General features: G+C 61.6%; 16 protein-coding genes and 1 tRNA gene. 13 read left to right on the top strand and 4 right to left on the bottom strand.

Annotated elements, in window-relative coordinates:
• Positions 1–30: 30 nt before the first annotated feature.
• From AC1DUY_RS03770 to AC1DUY_RS03745, 6 genes are all read left to right on the top strand, one after another.
• Entirely contained in the window at positions 31–462 is a 432-nt protein-coding gene (locus AC1DUY_RS03770; protein WP_068730919.1) for a PaaI family thioesterase, read from the top strand.
• Positions 463–613: 151 nt separating this feature from the next.
• A complete protein-coding gene (rplM, locus tag AC1DUY_RS03765) occupies positions 614–1,078 on the top strand; it encodes a 50S ribosomal protein L13 (protein WP_089264586.1) in 465 nt (154 codons plus the stop codon).
• Positions 1,078–1,554, top strand: a complete 477-nt coding sequence (gene rpsI, locus AC1DUY_RS03760) for a 30S ribosomal protein S9 (protein ID WP_089264585.1) — start codon at positions 1,078–1,080, stop codon at positions 1,552–1,554. Before rplM ends, rpsI begins: the two co-directional genes overlap by 1 nt.
• A gap of 244 nt (positions 1,555–1,798) precedes the next feature.
• Positions 1,799–3,043: a GGDEF domain-containing protein gene (locus AC1DUY_RS03755; protein WP_478112305.1), complete on the top strand. Its 1,245-nt coding sequence runs from the start codon at positions 1,799–1,801 to the stop codon at positions 3,041–3,043.
• 36 nt (positions 3,044–3,079) lie between these two features.
• Positions 3,080–3,316, top strand: a complete 237-nt coding sequence (locus AC1DUY_RS03750; RefSeq protein ID WP_184516132.1) for a hypothetical protein — start codon at positions 3,080–3,082, stop codon at positions 3,314–3,316.
• A 78-nt stretch (positions 3,317–3,394) separates the two neighbouring features.
• On the top strand, positions 3,395–3,691 hold the full coding sequence (locus AC1DUY_RS03745) for an antibiotic biosynthesis monooxygenase family protein (RefSeq protein WP_184516135.1): 297 nt from the start codon (positions 3,395–3,397) through the stop codon (positions 3,689–3,691).
• Between the two features lie 140 nt (positions 3,692–3,831).
• On the opposite strand, the gene AC1DUY_RS03740 is transcribed toward AC1DUY_RS03745, so the two are convergent.
• On the bottom strand, positions 3,832–4,971 hold the full coding sequence (locus AC1DUY_RS03740) for an AI-2E family transporter (RefSeq protein ID WP_478112302.1): 1,140 nt from the start codon (positions 4,969–4,971) through the stop codon (positions 3,832–3,834).
• Between the two features lie 122 nt (positions 4,972–5,093).
• Between AC1DUY_RS03740 and AC1DUY_RS03735 the strand changes: the two genes are divergently transcribed.
• A complete protein-coding gene (locus AC1DUY_RS03735) occupies positions 5,094–5,780 on the top strand; it encodes a hypothetical protein (RefSeq protein WP_478112300.1) in 687 nt (228 codons plus the stop codon).
• 78 nt (positions 5,781–5,858) lie between these two features.
• Here AC1DUY_RS03735 and glnA read toward each other — a convergent pair whose 3' ends face one another.
• Together glnA and AC1DUY_RS03725 are read right to left on the bottom strand one after the other, a co-directional pair.
• Complete coding sequence (gene glnA / locus AC1DUY_RS03730; protein ID WP_068730911.1) at positions 5,859–7,268, bottom strand: type I glutamate--ammonia ligase; 1,410 nt, start codon at positions 7,266–7,268, stop codon at positions 5,859–5,861.
• Between the two features lie 188 nt (positions 7,269–7,456).
• Entirely contained in the window at positions 7,457–7,795 is a 339-nt protein-coding gene (locus AC1DUY_RS03725) for a P-II family nitrogen regulator (protein WP_068730910.1), read from the bottom strand.
• Positions 7,796–8,237: 442 nt separating this feature from the next.
• Between AC1DUY_RS03725 and AC1DUY_RS03720 the strand changes: the two genes are divergently transcribed.
• A complete protein-coding gene (locus tag AC1DUY_RS03720) occupies positions 8,238–9,734 on the top strand; it encodes an NAD(P)H-hydrate dehydratase (RefSeq protein ID WP_478112297.1) in 1,497 nt (498 codons plus the stop codon).
• A gap of 7 nt (positions 9,735–9,741) precedes the next feature.
• On the opposite strand, the gene AC1DUY_RS03715 is transcribed toward AC1DUY_RS03720, so the two are convergent.
• Positions 9,742–11,058 carry a multicopper oxidase family protein gene (locus AC1DUY_RS03715; RefSeq protein ID WP_478112295.1) on the bottom strand — a complete coding sequence of 439 codons (1,317 nt, stop codon included), beginning with the start codon at positions 11,056–11,058 and terminating at the stop codon, positions 9,742–9,744.
• A gap of 150 nt (positions 11,059–11,208) precedes the next feature.
• Between AC1DUY_RS03715 and AC1DUY_RS03710 the strand changes: the two genes are divergently transcribed.
• The 5 genes from AC1DUY_RS03710 to lon all read left to right on the top strand — a co-directional run bounded on the left by AC1DUY_RS03710 (position 11,209) and on the right by lon (position 18,207).
• Positions 11,209–11,293 (top strand) — tRNA-Leu (locus AC1DUY_RS03710).
• Positions 11,294–11,454: 161 nt separating this feature from the next.
• A complete protein-coding gene (gene tig / locus AC1DUY_RS03705) occupies positions 11,455–12,807 on the top strand; it encodes a trigger factor (RefSeq protein ID WP_478112293.1) in 1,353 nt (450 codons plus the stop codon).
• Positions 12,808–13,117: 310 nt separating this feature from the next.
• Positions 13,118–13,753 (top strand): ATP-dependent Clp protease proteolytic subunit, encoded by a 636-nt coding sequence (locus AC1DUY_RS03700; RefSeq protein WP_089264576.1) that lies wholly within the window; start codon positions 13,118–13,120, stop codon positions 13,751–13,753.
• A 445-nt stretch (positions 13,754–14,198) separates the two neighbouring features.
• Positions 14,199–15,473: an ATP-dependent Clp protease ATP-binding subunit ClpX gene (gene clpX / locus AC1DUY_RS03695; RefSeq protein WP_089264575.1), complete on the top strand. Its 1,275-nt coding sequence runs from the start codon at positions 14,199–14,201 to the stop codon at positions 15,471–15,473.
• 307 nt (positions 15,474–15,780) lie between these two features.
• On the top strand, positions 15,781–18,207 hold the full coding sequence (gene lon, locus AC1DUY_RS03690) for an endopeptidase La (RefSeq protein WP_093758782.1): 2,427 nt from the start codon (positions 15,781–15,783) through the stop codon (positions 18,205–18,207).
• The last annotated feature ends 80 nt before the right edge of the window (positions 18,208–18,287 follow it).

Raw genomic sequence — 18,287 nt, 5'->3', positions numbered from 1 at the left:
GGACGGCACAAGCGAGAGCAGGGTGGAGACATGGCGACTGCGAAAATGAGCGTGGCTGAACTCGAGGCGTTTCTGAAGCGCGAGTTCCCGCAGGCCTTTGGCGCCGGCGATATCGCGATTGAAAGCGCTGACGGTACCACTTGCCTGCTGCGCCAGACCTATGGCGAACGCATGCTGCGGCCGGGCGGTACGGTATCGGGTCCGACACTGATGGCCCTGGCCGATTTTGCCATGTACGTCGTGCTGCTGTCGGCCATCGGTCCGGTCGGTCTCGCGGTGACCACCAGCCTGAACATCAATTTCCTGCGCAAGGGCCTGCCGGGGCAGGATGTGCTGGCAGCCGCCAAGCTGCTGAAGCTCGGAAAACGCCTCGCGGTGGGTGAAGTGACCCTGTTATCAGGCACTTCCGCCGATCCGATCGCCCATGTGACGTCGACGTATTCCATTCCGAACGTTGGGTAATTTTAAGGGTATTATAGAACCATAATTATAACGTCATGATTTAATAGGCGAATTTTGCCATATTTGGCATTGACGGAATCCGGTCGCTTATTTAGAAACGCCCTCAGTTCGGCGGATCACCGCCGATATCCCCTTTTCATGGATATTCACAATGAAGACGTTTTCGGCAAAGCCCGCCGAGATCACGAAGAAGTGGATCGTCATCGACGCCACTGGTCTCGTGGTGGGCCGGCTGGCCACGCTGGTCGCAATGCGGCTGCGCGGCAAGCACCTCCCGACCTACACCCCGCATGTTGATTGCGGCGACCATGTCATCATCGTCAACGCGGACAAGGTGGTTTTCACCGGCCGCAAGCGCGACGACAAGGTCTACTATCACCACACCGGCTTCATCGGCGGCATCAAGGAACGTACTGCGAAGTCGATCCTCGAAGGTCGTTTCCCGGAGCGCGTTGTCGAGAAGGCTGTTGAGCGCATGATCCCGCGCGGCCCGCTCGGTCGCGTCCAGTTCGGCAATCTGCGTGTTTATGCCGGTGCAGAGCACCCGCACGAGGCCCAGCAGCCGGAAGCATTCGATGTCGGCGCTTTGAACCGCAAGAACAAGAGGGCCGCATAATGTCGGATACCATGCAGTCTCTCGATCAGCTGGCGTCGCTGAAGGTGTCCGCTCCGGATGCCCCGAAGTACGTCAAGAAGGTCGACAAGCAGGGCCGCGCCTATGCGACCGGCAAGCGTAAGGACGCTGTCGCTCGTGTCTGGATCAAGCCGGGCGCCGGCAAGGTTGTCGTCAACACCCGTGAAGTCGAAGTGTACTTCGCGCGTCCGGTGCTGCGCATGCTCATCCAGCAGCCGCTGGTCGCTGCAGCCCGCGCTGGCCAGTACGACGTGATCTGCACCGTTGCCGGTGGCGGTCTGTCGGGCCAGGCCGGTGCCGTGCGTCACGGCATCTCCAAGGCTCTGACCTGCTTCGAGCCGGATCTGCGCGGCGTCCTCAAGAAGGGCGGCTTCCTGACCCGCGACTCGCGTGTCGTCGAGCGCAAGAAGTACGGCAAGGCGAAAGCCCGCAAGTCCTTCCAGTTCTCGAAGCGCTAATTTCTGCTTCGATAAAATTTGCTGCAAATGCGGTGAATACAATTTTGAAAAGGGCGCCTTCGGGCGCCCTTTTTGCGTTCCGGGACATTCCGGATACCGACAGATTGATGCAGTTTTTCGTGAAAACTTGTGCAGGCGCGCAAACGGATTTCCAATCGGTACACTCGTATGTTCGATGATGGCGAAGAGGCCACTCCGAATCATGATGGTTTGGAAATCTCGCAACAATTGCCGGTGCTCAAATATGTCGCTCGATTCTTCCACGCTCTATTTGGTGGCAACCCTGGTTGCGGCGATGTTGGGCGGGATGCTGCTGTTTTTCGGACGACAGGAAAAGATCGCGGCCCTTAACTGGTGGGGGCTGGCTTACCTGCTCGGCGCCGTATCGGTCGCATTGTGGACACTTGCCGCGTCGCTCCTGGGCGACGTGCTGTCTTTGGCATTCAATGCCGTGGGCTTCGTGGCCTGCGGCATGGTGTGGAACGCTGCGCGCGTGTTCCACGGCCGCAGCCCGAGCTGGGCCGGCCTGTTTCTCGGCGCCATCGCCTGGATCGCGGTGATCTTCTCCCTGCCGGCTGAGGCTGCGTCGCTGCGCATGACCATCGGCGCCGGTATCGTCGCGCTTTATGCGATGCTGACGGCGCATGAATTGTGGAACGAGCGTCGCAAGGCGGTGCAACGGCGGTGGCCGACCATTTTGGTGCCGATGCTGCATGGTTTCGTCCTGATGCTGCCGATCCTGCTCGGCGATCTGCTGCATGGCGATCACAGCAATTTCGGCAACAGCATCTGGGTCACGGCCTTTGCCGTCGAACTCGTGCTTTATGCGGTCGGCACGGTGTTCCTGATCTTCATGCTGGTGTCCGAGCGTGCGGTCACGGCGCACAAGGTCGCCGCGTCCTGCGATCCGCTCACCGGCCTGTTCAACCGCCGCGGCTTCTCCGAGGCGACGGCGCGGATGATCGAGCGCGAGGCGAAGGCCGGCCGCCCGGTCACAGTCATGATCTTCGACATCGATCACTTCAAGTCGATCAACGATCGCTTCGGGCATCCCGCAGGCGACGAGGTGCTGAAACTGTTCGCCACGGTCATCACGCATACGCTGCGGATCACCGACCTGTCGGGCCGCATCGGCGGCGAGGAGTTTGCGGCGATGTTGCCCTGCAGCCTGGACGAGGCGATGCAGGCGGCCGAGCGCGTGCGCGAGGCGTTTGCGACTTGCGGTATCCAGGTCGACGAGGCACCGGTCGCGACCACCGTGAGTATCGGCGTGGCCGGCGGACCGGCCGGCACTGAACTCGACGTCCTGCTGGCTGCCGCGGACACCGCGCTCTACCAGGCCAAGCGCAGCGGACGTAACCGCGTGCAGGCCGCGGAAGAAGAACCGCTGTCGCTGGAGCAGGGGCGCCGCGCTGCGGCGATCGGGCAAACGGCGAAGCCGAGCGTCGTGCGGGCTGCGGTCACGATGACGGCAAGCGGCGCGCGATAAAGGATCCGTTTACCATTCGATCCCTATGGTCATCGCATGATGACCTCGCCTGACTCGACTTCCAATACTGCTTTGATGTCGCTCGAAGCGGCTGCCGCTTCGGCCCGTGCCGGCTTTGCCTGCATGTTTTCGAGCTCGGACGAATACGAGACCGCACTGATCACCGAACGTCGTGCGCAGGGGCGCTACGGCGTGCAGCACGGCAAGCTGCCGGTCATCGCTTTCATCGGCTGCTGCGTCATGGTCGTCGGCACGGTTCTGCTGTTCGCCTGATCACTTTTCGGCGGCTCCTTCACCGACCCCCGACTTTGCGGTAAAGACACCGACCGTAAAACAAAGGGTCGGGAAACCATGATTACTGAAATCGCACAGATCGACGTCAAGCCGGGCACCGAGAAGGATTTCGAGGCGGCCGTCGCCAAGGCGAGGCCGCTGTTCCTCCGCGCCAAGGGCGGCAAGGGTTTTGAGCTGCACAAGTCGGTCGAGATGCCGTCGCGCTACCGTCTCGTCGCCAAGTGGGAAACCCTCGAAAACCACACCGTCGATTTCCGTGGCTCGCCCGATTTCGCCGAATGGCGTGCGCTGGTCGGCCCGTATTTCGAAACGCCGCCTTATGTCGAGCACACCGAGACTGTGCTGACGACGTAGGGATAACCCAAACTCAGTCCCTCATGGTGAGGTGGCGCTTCTTCAGCGCCGTCTCGAACCATGAGCGGATTTGGCTCGAAGCCTGTGGCCATCCTTCGAGACGCGTGCCTTCGGCGCGCTCCTCGGGATGAGGGATCAGGTTAAGCCGCCATCGCCTTATCCTGCGTAGAGGCTTCGTCCTCTTCGCGCATGAAGTCGATGACGACTTTCACGATCGCCAGCACCGGCAGCGCCAGTGCGAGGCCCCAGACGCCGAACACCACGCCGAGCAGGATCTGGAACGCGAACAGCGTGGCCGGCGGAATGTCCAGCGCCTGCCGCTGCAGGATCGGCGTCAGGATGTAGCTCTCCAGCGCATGTACGCCCATGAACAGCGCAAAGGCTGACGCGGCGGCGACCCAGCCCGAGGCGAGGCTGGCGAGCACGACGATCAACCCGCCGAGCAGGGCGCCGACGGTGGGAATGAAGGCGAGCAGGCCGGCCTGAACACCGAGAATGAAGGCGCTGGGAATCCCGATCAGCTTCAGCCCGATCCAGGTAATGGCGCCGACCACCACCATGGTGAGCATCTGCGCGATCAGCCAGCGCTGCAGCGTGTCGCTGATGCGATCGACGATGACCGTCATCGGCCCGCGATGTTTTCGCGGCGTCAGGTGCAAGAGCCCTTTGCGATAGACGCTGGGCTGTGCGGCAAACGACAATCCCAAGAACAGCACGATGAAGAAGTTGCCGACCGCGCCGACGGTCCCGAGCAGGATTTTCAGTGTCTGGCTGACAATGGCGCCACCTGATGATGCGATGGTGCCGGCACTCGGCAGACCGCCGCTGGACTTCGGTGTTGAGGTAGCGGGCGACGTGCCGGGCTCGGCGGGCGGATCCGACGTGATGCTGTTGAAATCGAAATAGCTGGTGTCGACACCGTGCTGCTCGAGATAGGTCTTTACGTTGACGACCTGTGACTTGAGGGTGCCGGACAGCGTCTTGGCCTGATTAGCGATGGTTGATCCGCCCAGATACATCACGCCCACCAGCATCGCGGCGAGCACGATGCAGATCATGACGAGCCGCATGGGATGCGGGCCGCCCATGAAGCGCCCGAATAATTCCGTCAGCGCATTGAGCGCTACGCCAAGCAGGATGCCTGCGAAGATCAGGAACAGCGTTCCCGAGAAGTACCAGGCGAAGCCTATGAGGATCGCAAAGGACACCGTGGCGATGCCGCCCACCGTGATCGCCCAGGCAAGGTCACTACGCGTCTGGACATTGGCTTCTGCGGGCACGGTGGATCCTTCGCATTGATTGGACTTTTACTGTTCCGTCAATTGCATCGGGGATCAAGACATATCGCCGCTTTGACGTCTCCGTCGCGATCGTGCATGGCCGATGGGGGAGGCCAATAATAATGAACATGCTGAAATGGGTCGGTCCGCTCGGACTGCTCGCTGCCCTGGTGATCGGCGATCAGATCAGGATCAACCGGCCCGCGCACAAATATCGGCTGACCATGGAGGTCGAGACGCCGGACGGCGTGAAGTCGGCCTCGAATGTCGTCTCCGTGCATCCCTATCGGGGCTACCAACCTGCCGGCAAGGTGACGTCACGGGGCGATGCCGTGGTCGTCGATCTCGGCGGCGGCAAGAACCTCGCCGCGCTGATGTTGCATGACGACAAGGGCAGTGCCGATTTCGACGGCGCCAATTTCGTGGCGATGCGCGCCTATCAGGCGGCGGGGCGCAAGATCGCCTTTCGCGACGTCAGCAGCCAGACCGGCGCCGTTTCGGTCACCGGCGAATTGATGCCGGTGCTGGCCAGTTTCACAGACCCCCGGGATGCATCGACGGCGCGGCGGCTGCAGCCGGATGATCTGTCGCCTCTCGGCGCTGGCACGCGGCTGCGCGGCGTCACGGTGGAGGCGGTGCCGAATGGTCTGTGGCCGATCGATTTCGGCGGGGGTCTCGGCGAACCCGTCACGCGGGGCGTCACCGCGAAGCTGCCGTGGGCAACCAGCGAAGGGGAGGCAGCCAGGGCGCTTGCGGCGATAGGCTTCCCGAACGCGCCTGAACCGGCTATGGCGCTGGCCCGCAAATAGCGGCCAGGAGAAGCGCAACGAAAAAGGCGCCCCGTTGCCGGAGCGCCTGATCGTCTCAATCCGTGATCCCTGACGGGATTACAGCGAGTAGTACATGTCGAATTCGACCGGGTGCGGCGTCATTTCATAACGCATCACTTCGGTCATCTTCAGTTCGATATAGCTGTCGATGAAGTCGTCATCGAATACGCCGCCGTTCTTGAGGAAGCCGCGGTCCTTGTCGAGGTTCTCAAGGGCTTCGCGGAGCGAACCGCACACCGTCGGGATCGACTTCAGCTCTTCCTTCGGCAGATCGTAGAGGTCCTTGTCCATGGCCGGACCCGGATCGATCTTGTTCTTGATGCCGTCGAGACCGGCCATCAGCATCGCGGCGAAAGCGAGATACGGATTGGCCATCGGATCCGGGAAGCGGACTTCGACGCGCTTGGCCTTCGGGTTGGTGGTGTAGGGGATGCGGCAGGAGGCCGAGCGGTTGCGCGCGGAGTAGGCGAGCAGCACCGGGGCTTCATAGCCGGGGACCAGACGCTTGTAGGAGTTGGTCGACGGATTGGTGAAGGCGTTGATCGCCTTGGCGTGCTTGATGATGCCGCCGATGTAGTGGAGGCAGGTCTCGGAGAGATCGGCGTACTTGTTGCCGGCGAAGGTCGGCTTGCCGTCCTTCCAGATCGACTGGTGCACATGCATGCCCGAGCCGTTGTCGCCGAAGACGGGCTTCGGCATGAAGGTGGCGGTCTTGCCGTAGATGTGCGCGACCTGATGGATGCAATACTTATAGATCTGCATCTGGTCGGCCATGTAGGTCAGCGTGTCGAACTTCATACCGAGTTCATGCTGGGCGGACGCCACTTCGTGGTGATGCTTCTCGACCTTGACGCCCATGCGCGCCATGGCGCCGAGCATTTCCGAGCGCATGTCCTGCACCGAGTCCTGCGGCGGAACGGGGAAGTAACCGCCCTTGGTGCGGATGCGGTGGCCGAGATTGCCGCCTTCATATTCGGTGCCGGAGTTGGTCGGCAATTCGGACGAGTCGAGCTTGAAGCCGGTGTTGTAGGGGTCGCTCGAAAAGCGGACGTCGTCGAACACGAAGAATTCAGCTTCCGGACCGACGAACACGGTATCGCCGATGCCCATGGACTTGACCATGGCTTCGGCCTTCTTGGCGATGCCGCGCGGGTCGCGATTATAGGGCTCGCCGGTGGAGGGCTCGAGAATGTCGCAGGTGATGACCATGGTGGTCTCTGCGAAGAACGGATCGATCGTCGCCGTTGCCGGATCCAGCATCAGCATCATGTCGGACTCGTTGATCGCCTTCCAGCCGGCGATCGAGGAACCGTCGAACATGGTGCCTTCGGCAAACATTTCTTCATCGACCATCGAGACGTCGAAGGTCACGTGCTGCCACTTGCCGCGGGGATCGGTGAAACGCAGGTCGACGTATTTGACGTCATTGTCCTTGATGGACTGCAGGACTTCTTTGGCGGTCGTCATGGGGCTCCCTACCTTTATTTGCGGGCCGATTTCCGGGACGTAACAATCTGTCGTGACGATCAGGTCACAACGGCATGTTTTCAACAAGACAAACCGTCAACAACAGAAGGCTGCCGAAGCAGCCTTTTTGGTGACGCCTTGAAGCGTTGAATGTCGGATAGCACCCGGCTTGGAGAGCGTCCAGTCCGTCAGATCGCGTCGAGTCCGGACTCGCCGGTACGGATGCGCACCGCTTCCTCGATGTTCGACACAAAGATCTTGCCGTCACCAATGCGGCCGGTTTGTGCGGCGCGACGGATGGCATCGATCGCCTTTTCGACGAGGTCGTCGCCAATCACGATCTCGATCTTCACCTTGGGTAGAAAGTCGACGATGTATTCAGCGCCGCGATAAAGTTCGGCGTGGCCCTTCTGACGGCCGAAGCCCTTGGCTTCCGTGACGGTAATGCCTTGCAACCCGACTTCCTGAAGAGCCTCTTTCACCTCGTCCAGCTTGAAGGGCTTGATGATGGCTTCGATCTTTTTCACTGAACGTCTCCCCGGCACTTCCAATCAGGCCGCAAGTTATTTGCCTCAAGTAGCTTTGACCATTGCGCGTTGTGCGCACACTGTTCGATACCCAATTTCGGGCGTTATTACGCTGCCGCCACGCCGCACAGACGAAATCTCGCCCGATGCGGTAGACGGTCGGCCACCCCTGTCTCTTAAACAGGTGTCTTTCAACATTTGCCGGTGAGCGCGACGGACCCGAAGCTGGCTTCCCTAAAAGCAGGGTCCGTGCCAAGTTCGCTCCTCGGCTATTTTTGAAGCATTATCAGGTTATTACATCGCACCTGACGAGGTTCGCATCAAGAGTATTCGATTACTTTTGCCTACATAGTGATCAAAGTGATCGTTCGATGTGCAGTTTTACTCTGCTGCGTTCGCGTGTGACGCGAGTGCCTTCCAAAAAGGCGTAGTGAGAAGCGAGATGGATATTCTAACGACCGACGAGATGGCGCGCGCCGATCAACTCACGATTGCGGCGGGCACGCCAGGCTTCAAACTCATGCGCGCCGCCGGACGGGCGGTCGCGGATGTGGCGGGCGAACTGGCCGAGGAGGGGGCGATCCTGGTCGTTGCCGGTCGTGGCAACAATGGCGGCGACGGCTTCGTCGCGGCGGCCGAGCTCGCGGCGCAGGGGCGTGACGTTTCAGTGATCCTGCTCTGCGACCGGGCGACGCTGAAGGGCGATGCCGCGCTGGCTGCCAAGGGATGGAAGGGTGAGGTGCTGCCCTGTGATCCCTCCTTGATCGGGCAGCCGGCTTTGATCATCGATGCGTTGTTCGGCGCTGGGCTCAATCGTCCGGTCAAGGGCGATCCGCTGATCATGATCGACGCCATCAATGCGGCCGGCGTGCCCGTGCTGGCTGTCGACCTGCCGAGCGGTATCAACGGCGATTCAGGGGCCGTGATGGGCGGCGCTATCAGGGCGACGGAGACCGTGACGTTCTTCAGGCCCAAGCCGGGCCATCTGCTGGTGCCGGGCCGGGTGCATTGTGGCCGGCTGCGGGTGATCGACATCGGCATCGATGAGGATGTGCTGGCGGAAATCCGCCCGCAGACCTTCGAGAACAATCCGGACCTGTGGGCCGACGCGTTTCCGGTGCCGAAAATCAACAGCCACAAATTCTCGCGCGGCCATGCCGTGGTTGTCTCCGGCGACATCGCCGCCACGGGCGCTGCCCGGCTGTCCGCCCGCGCTGCGCTGCGCGGCGGGGCGGGGCTGGTGACGGTGGCGTCGCCGCGCGATGCGCTGACGGTCAATGCCGCCGCGCTGACTGCGGTGATGGTGCGGCCGGTGGATACGTCGGCAGAGTTCGCCGCGCTGATCGGCGGCAAGGTGTCAGCCTGCGTGATCGGGCCCGGGGCCGGTGTTGGCGAACGGACGCGCATGTTCGTGGAGGCCATCCTTGCCACGAAGCGACATGCGGTGCTCGACGCCGATGCGCTGACCAGCTTCGCGGGGGCGCCCGAGCAGCTGTTCGGTCTGATCAAGGCCAGCCCGGAATCCGGTGTCGTGTTGACGCCTCACGAAGGTGAATTTTCACGCATCTTCAGCAAGGTGGATGTGGAACATCCAGCAGTATCTAAACTGGAGCGCGTTCGTCTGGCGGCGCAAGAGTCAGGCGCTATCGTGCTGTTGAAGGGGCCGGATACGGTCGTGGCGTCGCCGGACGGCCGGGCCGCCATATCGGCCAATGCGCCGCCATGGCTGGCGACCGCAGGGTCCGGCGACGTACTGGCCGGCATTATCGGCGCGCTGCTGGCGCAAGGCGTTCCGGCCTATGAGGCCGCCTGTATCGGCGTCTGGATGCATGGCGAGGCCGGCAGCGAGGCCGGGCCGGGGCTGATCGCCGAGGATCTGACCGAGGTGCTGCCGGCGGTGTTCCGTCGGCTCTACGACCAGCTCGGTATCCAGTACTGACGACCTCTCAGTCGACGCCGTACCAGCGGACCTGCCGCGGGGCGGCCCAGTCAGCGACGAAGGCCTCCATTAGCCAGCGCCCGACATTGTTGGCGGCAAAGGCGATGCGCTGGGTCTGGCCGACGTCCAGCGCCAGGGTGTCGAGCCAGAACGGCTTCCAGCCGTCATCGAGCCTGTCGAGCAGGCGGACGTGATGGCCGTGGATCTGGAATACCATCGGGCTGGTGGCCCGGTTGGTCAGCGCGAGCACCACGGTGCGGCCGGGCTTGGTCCGGAATGCCGGCGGTGTGCTGGCGGACAGATCGACCGGCTTCACCCATTCGGGACTGACGGCGCTCAGGGCCATATCGACGCGCAGCGCCCCCTTGAGATCGAGCTGAGCTGGCAAACCGTTGGAGGGCAGCGGCGCGGAGGCCGGCAGGGGCGTGGCCCGCAGCGGCGGATCGTTGGACATTTTGATCTGGCCGATCGGCCGGGCTGTCTTGCCGTCATGAAGCAGGATCGCCGAGGTCGATCCCGCCGGCCTGACGGCGTCGAGGAAGACGTCGACCCGGGTTCCGGGCGCCAGCACCACCTGATTGTTACGGGCAGGGAATGGCTCCGACGGCTGGCCGTCGATGGCCATCACACGGACCTCGTGATCATCGAATTTCATAGCAACCACATTGCGTTGGCAGCCATTGATGAGACGGAGCCTGAGCCGTTCATTGACGCGTGCCGACAGCTCCAGCGTGGATTTCCGGTTGATCAGGAACAGCGCGGCGGCGTCTTTCGGATCACTGGCGGGGGCGAGCAGACTGCCGTCCGGCCTGAGGCGGAAGTCCTCGATCAGCAGCACCTCGTCGCGGTCCACCTCGACCGGATCGCTCTCCTGGACGACCAGGCTGYGAACCTGGGACGGCAGCGCCTGACCGTCGCCGAGCAGGCGCATGTCCAGATACGACGTTCCGGCGCTGCGCATCTGAAGCTTGAACGCGTCCTTGGCCCCGGCCGCGACCGGCTTGCGGTCGAGCAGCGGCCCGATCCCGGACAAGCCGTTAATGCCTCGGCAGTTCAAGACGATAGAGATAGGCAGCTGATTGGCGAGTTGAACTGTGATCTCGTCGCCGCGGTTGAAGCGCAGCGGACCCTTCTGGGGCGAATGGAGGGTCCAGGCCTCAGCGGAGGCGCCGGGCTTCACCGGGAAGGGATCAGCCTTGGCCTGTAGCTCCAGCGCGGCGACGGCTTGCGCGAGGCTGACCCGGGACAGAATCGGGGCGATCAACGCGCTCCCGGCGCCTGCAAGCAGGGTCCGGCGCGTAAGGGGGAGAAAGCGGTTCGTCATGCCCAAATCCCGACCATTTTGCCGCGCCAAAGTCCAGTTGCCGGGGCTGCGGCAAGTAAGCCGCTATGTGACCATTTTTTTGCTGCGAACCACGGTCCCCATGTTATAAGCCCGCCGCTCGCGACATCGCGGCCGGACATGATGTTTTTCGCGGGCGTGGCGGAATTGGTAGACGCGCTGGATTTAGGTTCCAGTGACGAAAGTTGTGGGGGTTCGAGTCCCTCCGCCCGCACCAAGCGCACATAGCGTTTGACCATGACGATTTTCGGACGTGTTTCCGCAAGGTTGGCCTTGCAGAGACAGTTCGCACCACCGGCGCAGGCTCTGGCCTGATGCCGCACAGATTTACAATGTCCGGGCCATTGGGCCGGACCAAGCGGGAAGAAGATTGACGCCATGCAGGTGAATGAAACCCTCTCCGAGGGATTGAAGCGCGAGTTCTCGGTCAACGTGCCGGCTGCCGACATCGAAGCCAAGGTCGATGCGCGCCTCGATGACATGAAGGGCAAGGTCAAGCTCAACGGCTTCCGCCCGGGCAAGGTTCCCGTCGGTCACCTGAAGCGTCTCTATGGTCGCTCGGTTGCCGCCGAGACCGTCGATGAATTGATCCGCGACACCAACACGCAGATCTTCACCGAGCGTGGCTTCAAGCTCGCTTCCGAGCCGAAGATCACGATGCCGACCGAGCAGAAGGAAGTCGAAGACATCCTGTCGGGCAAGTCGGACCTTAATTACACCGTCGCCATCGAAGTCGTGCCGCCGATCGCGCTCGCCGACTTCAAGAGCTTCACCTTCGAGAAGCCGGTGGCCGAAGTGACCGATGCGGACGTCGATGAAGCGATCAAGCGCGTCGCCGACCAGAACCGTTCGTTCACCGAGAAGACCGGCAAGGCCGAGTCAGGCGACCGCGTTACGGTCAATTTCAAGGGCACCATCGACGGCGTCGCCTTCGAGGGCGGCACCGGCGAGGAGATCCCGGTTGCGATCGGCTCCAACACCTTCATCCCGGGCTTCGAGGATCAGCTGATCGGCATCGCCGCCGGCGAGACCCGCACCCTCAAGGTGTCGTTCCCGGTCAACTATGCGAGCGAGACGCTGGCCGGTAAGGCTGCCGAGTTCGAGACCACTGCGGCCAAGGTGGAATCGCCGGTCGACACCGTGATCGACGACGAGTTCGCCAAGACCCTCGGCCTCGAGTCCCTCGACAAGCTCAAGGAAGCCGCACGCGAGCGTCTGGTTGCCGAATTCGCCGGTGCGACGCGCCAGCGCGTCAAGCGCCTGCTGCTCGACCGTCTCGACGAGACCCACAAGTTCGATGCGCCTCCGTCGCTGGTCGACGAGGAGTTCAAGCTGATGTGGAATTCGATCCAGCAGGAGATGGCATCGTCGGGCAAGACCTTCGCCGATGAGGACACCACCGAAGAAGCCGCTCAGGAAGAGTACCGCAAGATCGCCGATCGCCGCGTGCGCCTCGGTCTCGTGCTCTCGGAGATCGGCGAGAAGAACAAGATCACCGTCAGCGATGACGAGGTCAGCCGTGCCGTGATCGAGCGCGCCCGCTCGATGCCGGGCCGCGAGAAGGAAGTGTGGGACTTTTACCGCAGCAATCCCAACGCGCTGGCCCAGCTTCGTGCACCGATCTACGAGGACAAGGTCGTCGACTTCATCCTCGAACTGGCCAATGTGACAGAGAAGAAGGTGTCCAAGGACGACCTCTACAAGGACGAGGACGAGAAGACTGCGGCCTGAGCCGCTTCTTCTTAGAAGACGTTAAAAGAAGCGCCGGCCGGGTCCTCCAGCCGGCGTTTTGACGTTAAGGATACCGCTCGAAACAGGTTCCAAAAGGGCTCCAGCGCTTTGCGGTGGCCGTCCGAATCGGCTTGAACTGAGGTTCAGGGTGGCATGTGGACCGGTGGTCTTGTTGCCGCTCGATTGGTCCATATCTGTGGGCTCTGTTTGTTGTTCCTGCATCACGGGACGTTCGTCCTCTCCCGGCAAACCGTAACCGGTTCCAGTCTTGCCGATGGACGTGTGTCTCCTCCAACCTTTCGGGTGATCAATGCGCGATCCGGTAGAAACCTACATGAACCTCGTCCCGATGGTGGTCGAACAGACCAACCGCGGCGAACGGGCTTACGATATCTTTTCGCGCCTTCTGAAGGAGCGCATCATCTTCGTGACCGGTCCGGTCGAAGATGGCATGTCGACGCTGACCGTTGCCCAGCTTCTGTTTCTCGAAGCCGAGAATCCGAAGAAGGAAATCTCGATGTACATCAATTCGCCCGGTGGCGTGGTGACGTCGGGTCTGGCGATCTACGACACGATGCAGTTCATCCGTCCGCCGGTGTCGACGCTGTGCGTCGGTCAGGCCGCGTCGATGGGCTCACTGTTGCTGACGGCTGGCGCAAAGGACATGCGCTTTGCGCTGCCGAACGCCCGCATCATGGTTCATCAGCCGTCAGGCGGCTTCCAGGGCCAGGCCACCGACATCCTGATCCATGCCAAGGAAGTCGAGAGCCTGAAGCGCCGGCTCAACGAGATCTATGTGAAGCACACGGGACGTGCTTACGAGGACATTCACAACGCGCTCGAGCGCGATAACTTCATGACGGCGGATCAGGCGAAGGATTTCGGGCTGATCGACAAGGTCATCGACAAGCGCGCTGAAGAATCGACCCCGGCGAAGCCGGCCTAAACAACGCCGTTTCGGCGAACATATCGAGACCGAGACAGACGGCGCCCGCGCGCCGCCTGTCCCAAGCCAGCCATATCGATCAAGTTATTCCCGAATTGGTACTATGTGCCGACGCCAGCAGACGCGAGAGTTCCGCTTTCGTGCTGGTCGGGTGGCGTCATTCACGCAACGTTCCCCAATTTTCGGGGTTCTCCCGCGCAAATGCCGCAAATCACGCTATTGTCACGCTCCAGGCGATGGAGCCGATTAGCGAATTCTTGATCATCGGCTGTCAGCATGGTTCGCTGATGCGGATCGGTTAGTATCGCGGGGATTCGAGTGAGCCGTGATTCGAGCGGCATTCTGGAACGAGGTCTTTTTTGGTACGGATTTTGCTCTATCTACGGGATATGTCCCGTAACTGGGCGACCGGCAGACAAAGATCGAACGGCGGACGGAGATAGGAATGAGTAAGGTCGGTACCAGCGACTCCAAGAACACGCTGTATTGTTCGTTCTGCGGCAAGAGCCAGCACGAAGTTCGCAAACTGATCGCGGGTCCTACCGTCTTCATCTGCGACGAATGCGTTGAACTCTGCATGGACATCATCCGCGAGGAGAACAAGTCTTCGCTGGTCAAGTCGCGCGACGGCATTCCGACGCCGAAGGAAATCTGCAAGGTGCTCGATGATTATGTCATCGGTCAGTTCCATGCGAAGAAGGTTCTCTCGGTCGCGGTGCATAACCACTACAAGCGCCTCAACCACCAGACCAAGCACAACGACGTCGAACTCGCGAAGTCGAACATCCTGCTGATCGGTCCGACCGGTTCGGGCAAGACGCTGCTCGCGCAGACGCTCGCCCGCATTCTGGACGTGCCGTTCACGATGGCCGACGCGACGACGCTGACCGAAGCCGGTTATGTTGGTGAGGACGTCGAGAACATCATCCTCAAGCTGCTGCAGGCTGCCGACTACAATGTCGAGCGTGCGCAGCGCGGCATCGTCTATATCGACGAAATCGACAAGATCTCGCGCAAGTCGGACAATCCGTCGATCACCCGTGACGTGTCGGGTGAGGGCGTGCAGCAGGCTCTGCTGAAGATCATGGAAGGCACCGTTGCCTCCGTGCCTCCGCAGGGCGGTCGCAAGCATCCGCAGCAGGAATTCCTGCAGGTGGATACGACGAACATCCTGTTCATCTGCGGCGGTGCGTTCTCGGGCCTCGAGAAGATCATCTCCTCGCGTGGACGGACCACCTCGATCGGCTTCGCAGCGCAGGTTCTGGCACCCGAAGATCGCCGCACCGGTGAAATCTTCCGACATGTCGAGCCGGAAGATCTGCTGAAGTACGGCTTGATCCCCGAATTCGTCGGCCGTCTGCCAGTGGTCGCGACACTTGAGGATCTCGACGAGACCTCGCTGAAGAAGATTCTGATCGAGCCGAAGAACGCGCTGGTCAAGCAGTACCAGCGCCTGTTCGAGATGGAGAACATCGAGCTGACCTTCGCCGATGAGGCGCTGGGTGCGGTGGCCCGCCGGGCTATCGAACGCAAGACCGGTGCACGTGGTCTGCGGTCGATCCTGGAGAGCATTCTGCTCGAAACCATGTTCGATCTGCCCGGTCTGGAAGGTGTCGAGGAAGTCGTCATCTCCAAGGAGGTTGTGGATGGGACGGCTCGCCCGCTCTACATCTACGCCGACCGTTCGGACCGGACCGCGGAGAGCAGCGCAAGCGCCTGATCCACGCGGCTTTCGGGCCCATCGACTTAAGTTCAATAGGCGGCTGCCGGTGATCGGCAGCCGCCTATTTTATTGCTGCTACGCTCTGTAAACCGCCCTTGTTCATGGGTATTTCCGCGACTTGACACCCCCCCGGCCCATAGCCACCTAATGCTCTCGGCGAACACAAAATCTCCCTCAAGATTCGCCATAACGATCCGGACACGTAGAGCCTGAGACGGCCGAGCAAAGACGGAAAATCGGCACCTTGTGCGGTTGCGCCATCGGGCGGACTGCTTGCAAGGGGGCACAGCAAAAGGAATGGGCCATGACTGCCTCCAAACCCCGGCCAACCATTGTTCACGGCGAAAGCCACTCCTATCCGGTGTTGCCGCTGCGCGACATTGTCGTCTTCCCGCACATGATCGTGCCTCTCTTCGTCGGCCGCGAGAAATCGATCCGCGCGCTCGAAGAGGTGATGAAGAACGATGCGCTCATCATGCTCGCCACGCAGAAGAATGCGTCGGACGATGATCCATCGCCGGACTCGATTTACGAGATCGGTACGCTCGCCAGCGTGCTGCAGCTTTTGAAGCTTCCCGACGGCACCGTGAAGGTGCTGGTGGAAGGGCTTGAGCGCGCCAAGGTCGAGAAGTATTCCGATCGCACTGAATATTACGAAGCGACCGCAGTCGCGCTGGCCGATACCGATGCGAAGAGCGTCGAGGCGGAAGCACTGTCGCGTTCGGTTGTCTCGGACTTCGAGAGCTATGTGAAGCTCAACAAGAAGATCTCCGCCGAAGTCGTCGGCGTCGTGCAGGCGATCACTGACTTCGCCAAGCTCGGCGACACGGTCGCGTCGCATCTCGCCGTCAAGATCGCGGATCGCCAGGGCATCCTGGAAACGCTGTCCGTCACCGCGCGCCTGGAGAAGGTGCTTGGGCTGATGGAGAGCGAGATCTCGGTGCTGCAGGTCGAGAAGCGCATCCGCTCGCGCGTCAAGCGCCAGATGGAGAAGACGCAGCGCGAGTACTATCTCAACGAGCAGATGAAGGCGATCCAGAAGGAGCTCGGCGACGACGAAGGTCGTGACGAGCTGGCCGACATTGAAGAGAAGATCGCCAAGACCAAGCTGTCGAAGGAAGCCCGCGAGAAGGCGCAGCACGAGCTGAAGAAGCTGCGCCAGATGTCGCCGATGTCCGCGGAAGCGACCGTCGTGCGCAACTATCTCGACTGGCTGCTGTCGATTCCGTGGGGCAAGAAGTCCAAGGTCAAGAAGGACCTCGCTGCGGCACAGGCCGTGCTGGACGACGATCACTACGGGCTCGAGAAGGTCAAGGACCGCATTGTCGAGTACCTCGCGGTGCAGACGCGCGCCAACAAGCTGAGCGGGCCGATCCTGTGCCTCGTCGGACCTCCCGGCGTCGGCAAGACCTCGCTCGGCAAGTCGATCGCGAAGGCGACCGGACGTGAGTTCGTGCGCGTGTCGCTCGGCGGCGTGCGCGACGAGGCGGAGATCCGCGGACATCGCCGGACCTATATCGGTTCGATGCCCGGCAAGATCATCCAGTCGATGCGCAAGGCCAAGACGACGAATCCGCTCTTCCTGCTGGACGAGATCGACAAGATGGGCGCCGATTTCCGCGGCGATCCGTCGTCGGCTCTGCTTGAGGTCCTCGACCCCGAGCAGAACGGCACCTTTGCCGATCACTATCTGGAGGTCGACTACGATCTGTCGAACGTGATGTTCATCACCACGGCGAACACCCTGAATATTCCGGGCCCGCTGATGGATCGTATGGAGATCATCCGGATCGCCGGCTACACGGAGAACGAGAAGGTCGAGATCGCCCGCAAGCATCTCATCCCGATCGCGCTCTCCAAGCACGGTCTGGATGCCAAGGAATGGTCGATCGACGACGACGCCTTGCTCTTGATGATCCGCCGCTACACCCGCGAAGCGGGCGTGCGTAATCTGGAGCGCGAGCTCTCCACACTGGCCCGCAAGGCCGTGAAGGAGCTGATGCTCTCGAAGAAGAAGGTGGTGAAGGTCACCGAGAAGAATCTCGAAGAGTTCCTGGGCGTGCCCAAGTATCGCTACGGCGAGATCGAGAGCGACGATCAGGTCGGTGTCGTCACCGGTCTGGCATGGACGGATGTCGGTGGTGAATTGCTTACCATTGAAGGCGTCATGATGCCCGGCAAGGGCCGCATGACCGTCACCGGCAACCTGCGCGACGTGATGAAGGAATCGATCTCGGCGGCGGCGTCTTACGTTCGCTCGCGCGCGATCAACTTCGGGATCGAGCCGCCGCTGTTCGAGCGGCGCGACATCCACGTCCACGTGCCCGAGGGTGCAACGCCGAAGGACGGTCCGTCCGCAGGCGTGGCGATGGCGACGACGATCGTGTCCGTGCTCACGGGCATTCCGATCCGGCACGATGTCGCCATGACCGGCGAGATCACGCTGCGCGGCAGGATCCTGCCGATCGGCGGTCTGAAGGAGAAGTTGTTGGCAGCGGCCCGCGGCGGCATCAAGACGGTGCTGATCCCCGAGGACAATGCCAAGGATCTCACCGAGATCTCCGACGCCATCAAGGGCGGGCTGAACATCATCCCGGTCGCCCGGATGGACGAGGTGATCGCCAACGCCCTGGTGCGGGCGCCGAAGGCGATCGTCTGGGAAGAGGATACCAAGCTGCCGGTGAAGGCCGACGGCGCGGAAGAGGCCGGCAGCGGTCTGACGGCCCACTAAGGCTGATATCCTCGACAACAATCAGCGGCGCCCTTCGGGGCGCCGTTTTTTTTATGGCAAGATCGCAGTTGCTTGAGATG

Source organism: Tardiphaga sp. P4_G1 (assembly GCF_056401215.1).
Note: the sequence above shows the minus strand (reverse complement) of the source record. Positions and strands in the feature narration are given on the sequence as shown.